Origin of the sequence: Actinomyces sp. MRS3W, from assembly GCF_032465695.1 — a bacterium.
In the GTDB taxonomy this organism is placed as follows: Bacteria; Actinomycetota; Actinomycetes; order Actinomycetales; family Actinomycetaceae; genus Actinomyces.
In genome coordinates this window covers 1-5504 of sequence record NZ_JAWDJJ010000128.1, presented here as the reverse complement: position 1 = coordinate 5504, position 5504 = coordinate 1, and the positions used below count along the sequence as shown (strand labels likewise).

The following is a 5504-nucleotide window of genomic DNA, read 5'->3' as shown; positions in this document are numbered from 1 at the left end:
CAGGGGCAAGACATCATGCCGGCCGCCGCTGGCCCAGCCGCGAGGCTACTCCCGCGACCACAAACAAGGTAACGGGCACGCGCTGCAGCGGTGGCGCGGATCGAGCGTTGCCCGACACGCACCACTGCCGCAGCACGTTACTGGAATAGTTCGGATGAGCGCGGGGCGATCAGATGGAGCCGAGGATGGCGTCCGCCAGTTCCTGGGTTCGCTCGGCGGAGGTGGTGGAAATGGCGATAAGCGCCATAGCGCTGCCATTCTTGGCTGGAACGACGACGTAACTGCCCTGTACGGTCGTACCCCCGTCTGAGGGAAGGGTATAGGTCTCCACGGCCGCGCCCTGACCGCTGGCAGTAGTGGTCTCGGTGTAGGTGCCGGGTTCGAACACCATTCCGGAAGATGCGTCGCTCTGGCGCTCCAACAGTTGCACGAGATCGCTTTCGGCGGGAAGTGTGCTCACGTTGTCAACAATCTCGACGTTGAGGTTCTCGGCGAAATCGCTCGTCCCGCTGGTATCAACGCTGTACAGGGCCAGCCCCTGGAACATGGCGGCGACCTCGTCAGTCGACCGGCCGAGAGTTGAAGCGACGGCGTCCACGAGTTCCGTGTTGGAGACGTCCTCCCCGGTGAGGGTGGTCCAGTCGGAGGGAACGGCGAAGGACAGCTCGGCGTCCGGCACCTCGGTGAGGGTGTAGCCGTCGGGGACGGTGGGCTCCGCCTCGGTGGTTGCGTCGGTGTCTGAGCCGGTGTCCGCGGATTCATCGGACCCGGAGGCCGTGCTCTCCTCGACCGTGACTTCCTGGTCGGTGCTGACGGCTTCCCCGTCGCTGCTTCCGGAGTTGCAGGCCGACATGGTCAGGGCCAGGGCGGCGGCGGTGAGGGTGGTGGCGGTGTAGGTAGCGATGCGAGGTAGGCGCTGCATGGGACACTCCAAACGTTGTCAGGTACGTACACCAACATGTTATGAAAGCGGCGTTGATAACGAAATGGGTAGAGGGACCCATGCAAGATTCCTCACGTGTGCGAGTCGTGACGCCTAAGGCGGAATGCTGGTCTGCGCCCGACGCGCTCGGCGACCGGCCCTGCTCGGTCGGGCTTGCGCATGAGGCGGCTCCTTCTTGGGGAGGAAGCACCTGGCTCGCGGCGTCGGTGACAATCCTTTCCGAACCCGGCCCGGGCGATTCGACACATGCATGACACGGAAGGACTCCACGCCGGCGATGAAGAAGCACGACCCCCTGGTGCCCCGCATTCTCCCGCGGATCCTGTACTTCGTCGCCTTGCTGACACTCTTCGACAGCCTGTTCGGGAGCCTCAAGGGTGTGCAGCTCGTCCTGGACTTCATTTTCGCCTGGATCATCCCCCTGCCCTCGATCGACTGGTTCTCCGCCGTCGTTCTGTTCCTGGTGGCGGCAGGACTGGAACGTCGCAAGCGCGTCGCCTGGGTGCTCATGACCCTCATGACCGTGGGTACGGCGTTGCTGTACGGCGCGGTGGTGCTGGTAGCCGTCTTCGATCCGGACTACCGGGACCTGGTACCCGTCCTGAGCGCCAATATCGGCGTGCTGCTGGCCTTCCTCGCGGTCCTGGTCGTCTATCGCGGTTCCTATTCGGTGCGCTCCCAACCCGGGAATTTCCGTCGGGCACTGACGGTGTTCCTCGGCTTGGCGGCGGTGGCCACCGTGGCTGCGATTGCGGTCAAGTGGATGCTGTCCGGCCCTGGGCTGCGGCAGCTTGCGGAGCTGTTCCAGGGATCCGCGGAGCCCACGTGGCTGACGAGCCTGCTGGGACTGGGGTGGGCGCTCAGCTTCCTCGTCGCCTTCCGGATTCTGCTGCGATCCCAGAAAGAGTCCGCGCGCATGACGGCGCAGGAGGAGAGCCGGGTGCGCGCCCTCTTGGCCGAGCACACGACCGACTCGCTGGGATACTTCGCCACCCGCCGGGACAAGTCCGTTCTGTTCACCGAGCACGGCGCGGTCATCTACCGGGTCACCCTGGGGGTCGCGCTGGCCTCCGGCGATCCGCTGGGAGATCCCTCGACCTGGGCGACGTCGGCCCGGGCCTTCGTCGGTCACGCCGCGGAGTACGGGTGGACTCCCGCCGTCATCGGCGCCTCCGAGGCGGGAGCACGGGCCTACGTTGACGCCGGCCTGCGCGCCCTGGGGATCGGCGACGAGGCAGTATTGCGGCCCTCCCGCTTCCGGCTCGGCAATCTGCCGGAGGCCGCGCGCGCGGTCCGCCGCGTGACGCGGCAGGGATACACGGTTCGGATCCGGCGTCATCGCGCGATTCCCGCCGAGGAACTGGCCGAGCTGTCCCGCCTGGCCAATCAATGGCTCGACGGCGAGGACGAACGCGGCTTCTCCATGGCCCTGGGCCGCTTCGCCGACCCCTCCGACGGTCAGTGCCTCATGGTCGAGGCGCTGTTCCCGCCGGGGGACGAACCCGCTCACGCCCACGGTGAACCCACAGACCACGGCCAAGTGGCGGCGCTGCTGTCCTTCGTCCCCTGGGGCGGCGACGGCCTCAGCCTGGACGTCATGCGCCGCCACCCCGAGGCGGCCAACGGCGTCACCGAGCTCATGGTCTCCTCACTCATGGCGGAGTGCACCGGTATGGGAATCAACCGGGTCTCGCTCAACTTCGCCGTCTTCCGCTCCGCATTCGACGCCGGCGCGCGTATCGGTGCTACCCCGCTGCAGCGCCTGTGGCGGCGCATCCTGCTGTTCGTCTCGCGCTTTTGGCAGCTGGAGTCCCTGTATCGCTCCAACGCCAAGTACGACCCCGAGTGGTACCCGCGTCTCATCTGCTACCACGACAGCGGCGACATGATCGCGTCGGCCACCGCCATCGGCGTGGCGGAGGGCTTCCTCACGCTCCCCCGCTGGCTCGTGGGCGAACCGGAGCAGCAGCCGCGACGCAGCGACGAGTGCTCCAAGCAGCTGCTCGCCGTTACGACCGGCGCGGTCCATGCGACCCGTCCCGTCCGCCGCGTCCCCGCTCAGATCGCGCCCCGCCTGGCCTGTCGGGAGGCGATGCTGTCCGACGGCGTCGAGCCCTACCCGCCGTCAGTACAGGTGACGGACTCCTGCGCTACCGCCACCGGCGCCAGCGCCGTGGCCGGCCGGGTGCTGACAGTCCGCGACCACGGCGGCGTCATCTTCGCCGACCTTCGCGATTGGAGCGGCGACCTGCAGGTGCTCCTGGAGACCGCCGCGGTCGGAGCCGACGCCGTCGCACGCTTCCGCCGCCTGGTGCGCATCGGCGACCAGATCGCCGTCACCGGGAAGGTCGGCGCCTCCCGCACCGGAACTCGCAGCCTGCTCGCCGATTCCTGGGCCATGACCTCCAAGGCGCTGCGCCCCCTGCCGGACAAGCGCCACGGCATTCAGGACCCGGAAATGCGGGTCCGCCAACGCCACCTCACCCTCATCATCAGTCCCCGCCAGCGCTTCCTGGTGCGGGCCCGTGCCAACGCCGTCCAGGCGGTGCGTCAAGGGCTGCTCGACCGCGGCTACCTGGAGGTGGAGACGCCGATGCTGCAGCCCGTGCACGGGGGTGCGAATGCCCGCCCCTTCCGCACCCACATCAACGCCTACGACCTCGACCTCTACCTGCGCATCGCTCCCGAGCTGTATCTCAAGCGGCTCATGGTCGGCGGCATGGACCGCGTCTTCGAGATCGGCCGCTCCTTCCGCAACGAGGGCGCCGACGCCACCCACAACCCCGAGTTCACCATGCTGGAGGCCTACCAGGCGCACGCCGACTACCACGTGATGAAGAAGGTGGTGCGCGACCTAACCCTCGCCGCCGCCCGCGCCGCCCTGGGGACCACCGTGGTGCGCGGCCGGGTGGGCGGTGTCGAGCACGAGATCGACCTGGCCGCACCCTGGCGCAGCGTCAGCGTATGCGAGGCCGTCTCCACCGGCCTGGGGGAGGAGGTTGACACCGCTACTCCCGTGGACGTCCTGCGCGCCCATGCCGACGCCGTCGGCATGCCCTACCACCCCCGCTGGGGCTGGGGCACGCTCATGCAGGAGCTGTACGAGCACCTCGCCGAGGGCGTCACCGTGGAGCCGACCTTCTTCACCGACTTCCCGGCCGACACCTCGCCCCTGACGCGCCCGCACCGCCGCGACGCTCGCCTGGCCGAGCGCTGGGACCTCATCATCTTCGGCGCGGAGGTGGGGACCGCGTACTCCGAACTGGTGGATCCGGTCATTCAACGGGACCGGCTCACCGCGCAGTCGCTGGCCGCCGCCGACGGCGACCCGGAGGCCATGGAGCTGGACGAGGCCTTCCTGCAGGCCCTCGAACAGGGCATGCCGCCGTCGGGAGGCCTCGGCGTGGGCATCGACCGGCTCGTCATGATGCTCACCGGCGCCTCCATCCGGGAAACGATCGCCTTCCCCCTGGTCAGGCCGCAGCGATGAGGGGACGGCTGCTGGCGCTGGCCGCCTTCGTCACTTACAACGGCTGGCTGGCCTGGGGCCTGACCGGAGATCCGCACGCGCTGGCCGGATACCTGTCCGAACTGGCCGCCCAGGATCAGCCCTACCAGTGGTTCTTCCGCCTCGCCGACACCCTGGCCGCAGTGGTGTTCACGTGGATCGCCATCCTGGGCCGAGACGGGTGGCGTCCGTGGCTCGGCCACAGAGCACCGCAGGTCGCCGGTGCGCTCGTGGTGGCGGCGGCGGGAACGGTGCTCGACGCCGTTTTCAACCTCCCCTGCGCCCAGAGCCGTGACGCCGCATGCATCGAGGCCGGATTCGCCGTTCGTGTGCACGAGGCGGCCTCCGTCCTGGTGTCCTTGGCTTTCCTGGCGGGCATGGTGCTCACCGCCGTGGGCCTGGCGCAGCGGATCGGCTGGACTCGCGGGCCGCTGATATGGGCCGCATTGACCGCCGTCGTCGCCGTACTGATGCTCACCAGCATTCTTGCCGAGCATGTGGCTCCGGGGACGCAAGGGTTCGTGCAGGCCATCTATGTGCTGGTGTGCTCGGCGTGGGTGGCGCGACTGGCGCTACGGCTGCCGGGAGGCAAGGATGGCTGAGATCCACCGTCGCGATGGCCACACCATCACCATTCACGACGGCGCCGGACCCGCCGTCGTGCTGCTGAGCGGCTGCGCCTTGAACTCCGGCTGCTGGGCCGACGTCGTCGCGGCACTCCCGGGCCGCCGCATCATCACCGTGGATCGGCCCGGTTATCTGGGCACCGCCAGCGCGGGGCTGCCGTCGCTGCCCGAGCAGGTGCGGGTGCTGGCGCGGATTCTGGAGGAGGTCGAGGCGCGGCCGGTCATCGTCGTCGCCCATTCGATGGCCGCCTTCCAGGCCGAGGCGCTCGCTCGGCTGCGCCCGCGGCTCGTTGCCGGCATGGTCCTGGTTGATCCTTCCGCCGAGCCCGACCCTCTCCTGCCCCTGCCCGGCGAGGACCCCTGTGCGCGCGCCTTGACGCGGGCCGCCGGCGCCGCCTTCGGCTACGCGCCGGTGGCCGCCCTGGCC

Annotated in this window: 4 protein-coding genes; 3 read left to right on the top strand and 1 reads right to left on the bottom strand. The window is 69.0% G+C overall.

Features of this window, described 5'->3' with window-relative positions:
- Window positions 1-169: 169 nt before the first annotated feature.
- Entirely contained in the window at window positions 170-922 is a 753-nt protein-coding gene (locus tag RWX45_RS04450; RefSeq protein ID WP_316022569.1) for a hypothetical protein, read from the bottom strand.
- Window positions 923-1220: 298 nt separating this feature from the next.
- Here RWX45_RS04450 and lysX point away from each other — a divergent pair, with 298 nt between their 5' ends.
- The 3 genes from lysX to RWX45_RS04435 all read left to right on the top strand — a co-directional run.
- Complete coding sequence (gene lysX, locus RWX45_RS04445; RefSeq protein WP_316022568.1) at window positions 1221-4433, top strand: bifunctional lysylphosphatidylglycerol synthetase/lysine--tRNA ligase LysX; 3213 nt, start codon at window positions 1221-1223, stop codon at window positions 4431-4433.
- The gene (locus RWX45_RS04440) at window positions 4430-5053 is read left to right on the top strand and encodes a DUF998 domain-containing protein (protein ID WP_316022567.1); all 624 of its coding nucleotides are present in this window, start codon (window positions 4430-4432) and stop codon (window positions 5051-5053) included. The genes lysX and RWX45_RS04440 overlap by 4 nt, the downstream gene beginning before the upstream one ends.
- Window positions 5046-5504 (top strand): alpha/beta fold hydrolase (locus tag RWX45_RS04435; RefSeq protein ID WP_316022566.1); only part of this gene is annotated, 459 nt, incomplete at its 3' end. The genes RWX45_RS04440 and RWX45_RS04435, both read left to right, overlap by 8 nt.

Bases quoted from the DNA above. Each gene is read 5' to 3' on its own strand.
- RWX45_RS04450 (WP_316022569.1), bottom strand. From the start codon at position 922: ATGCAGCGCCTACCTCGCATCGCTACCTACACCGCCACCACCCTCACC.
- lysX (WP_316022568.1), top strand. From the start codon at position 1,221: ATGAAGAAGCACGACCCCCTGGTGCCCCGCATTCTCCCGCGGATCCTG.
- RWX45_RS04440 (WP_316022567.1), top strand. From the start codon at position 4,430: ATGAGGGGACGGCTGCTGGCGCTGGCCGCCTTCGTCACTTACAACGGC.